This window comes from Caballeronia terrestris (assembly GCF_001544515.1).
Taxonomy (GTDB): domain Bacteria; phylum Pseudomonadota; class Gammaproteobacteria; order Burkholderiales; family Burkholderiaceae; genus Caballeronia; species Caballeronia terrestris.
Map to the genome: position 1 here is coordinate 1 of NZ_FCOL02000299.1, position 2,100 is coordinate 2,100.

The following is a 2,100-nucleotide window of genomic DNA, read 5'->3' on the forward strand; positions in this document are numbered from 1 at the left end:
CAAGTCGTTACAACCCGATCTTGCAGCGAGTTGGCAGTCCTCGGAAGACAAAACTGTCTGGACCTTTGATCTGCGCAGAGGCGTCGCGTTCCACGGCGGCTATGGAGAAATGAGGGCCGAGGACGTGGTTTATTCAATGCAGCGTGCAGCCGACCCGAAACGCTCTAGCTTTGCCGCTGACTTCTTGATGATCGAAAAGGTGGAAGCGCTCGACGATTACACCGTTAGGTTCACGCTTAGGCGTCCGTATGCGGGCTTCTTGGGCCTAGTGGCAAACTATCACGGCGGAAGCATCCTCAGCAAGGCAGCGGCTGAAAAGCTCGGAAAGGGGTTCGGCCAAGCCCCCATTGGCACCGGCCCGTTCGCCTTCAGTCAGCTTGTCACACAACAGTACGTGAAACTTGTTGCAAACGATTCCTACTTCAGAGGTGCGCCCAAACTCTCGGGGATCGTGTATCGCATGATCCTTTCGGACAGCGCCCGGGAACTTGCGGTCACAACGAATGAAATCGATTTGATGGCAGCTAAGCGTGAACAGCGCTGGGTCGAGCGAGCAAGAAGTCGAGGCATGGACGTCGACATCATAGATCCAGCGGAATTTAGGACGCTTTTTATCAATCGCAATATCAAACCTTTAGATAACTTAAAAGTACGGCAAGCGATTGCGTCAGCGATCAACGTTGACGAGATCGTAAAGTATGCGGGCAAGGATGTCGCCCAAAAAGGTTGCTCCGTTGTGCCGAACGGGTATCTGGGCGAAGACTGCAGCGCTGGCGCATACGAGTACGACCCCGCACGCGCACGTAAGCTACTGGTAGAAGCTGGTTTTCCTAACGGAATAACACTGCGATCGGTTGTCTCGAACGTCTCGACGCAGCAACCAATTATGGAAATCATCCAGGCTCAGTTAGCGCAAGCAAACATAAAGTTGAACATGGAAGTTGTTGACCATGCGACCTACCAAGCCAAGAGCCGGGCAGATCAGAGTGCCCTTGTCTTCTATGGAGCGGCTCGTTTTCCAATCGCCGTGACATGGTTGAGGGAGTTCTATGATTCATCGGCTTCCATTGGTAAGCCGGGAGCAATGTCCAATTTTTCACATTGCTCAATTGCCGATCTCGAAATTCGCGCGGCCGCGGTGGAAGGTGATCCAAGCCGACAGCTTTCGCTGCTACGGAAAGCGCAGCAGGTAGTGCATGAGGACGTTTGCGCCGTCCCGCTTTTTGGTCTTAAGCAAGTATGGGTCCGCGGTAGTCAGGTGAATCTCGGGTATGACCTGAAGGGCGCATTGAGTCTGCAACCCCCTGTGACTGAGCTGACGACGGTTACCAGGGCCTCACATTGATGCAGCCATTCCAAGAAGCGAACCCGCGCACATAAAAAGGAATGGTCGGATCCGGCGCCCGGCGGGGTGTTGGCAGCGAGCTGATTTTGGAAGGATATGTTCCTATGCATAAGGACTACGACGTAATAGTTGTAGGGGCTGGTATGGTCGGTGCGGCCGTTGGGTATGGACTCGCTCGAAATGGTCGGCGCGTCCTCATGCTCGATGGAGAGGACACGGACCTCAGGGCAGCAAAGGCTAACTTCGGCTTGGTCTGGGCGCATGGCAAGGGCTACGGTCAACCTGAATACCAGCGATTGTCCCTTTCGGCTGTTGAGAATTGGAGCGAGTTTGCCCGCCAGTTAGAGACAGAAAGTGGTATGCAAATCGTCTACGAGCAAGACGGCGGCCTGCATTTCTGTTTGAGTGAGAAAGAGTTGGCCGAGCGCGCCCTGCGAATTGACGCATTAAACGCTCAGGCCCCTGACTTAGCGCCCTCGACCAGAATGCTCGATCGTGGCGAATTGGACCGGCTCTTTCCGACTGCCCGTCTCGGCAAAGACGTGGTCGGTGCGAGTTTTGGTACTGTTGATGGACACGTCAATCCATTGCGTTTGCTCGCCGCTATGCAGGCAGCGTTCTGTCGACACGGCGGTATCCTACGAACGGGGCAGCCCGTCACCGCCATAAGGCCTCTCGCAGGCGGCGGTTTCGAAGTGAAGGCCGGCGCTCTTTTGGCTCACGCCAACCGCGTTCTCATTTCAGCTGGACTGGGG

Annotated in this window: 2 protein-coding genes; both read left to right on the forward strand. The window is 55.1% G+C overall.

What is annotated here, in order from left to right; genetic code table 11:
* Window positions 1-1,345 (forward strand): ABC transporter substrate-binding protein (locus AWB67_RS36775; RefSeq protein ID WP_087660734.1); only part of this gene is annotated, 1,345 nt, incomplete at its 5' end.
* A gap of 104 nt (window positions 1,346-1,449) precedes the next feature.
* Window positions 1,450-2,100, forward strand: a 651-nt coding sequence (locus tag AWB67_RS36780; RefSeq protein ID WP_143328483.1) for an NAD(P)/FAD-dependent oxidoreductase, incomplete at its 3' end; no start/stop codon positions are given.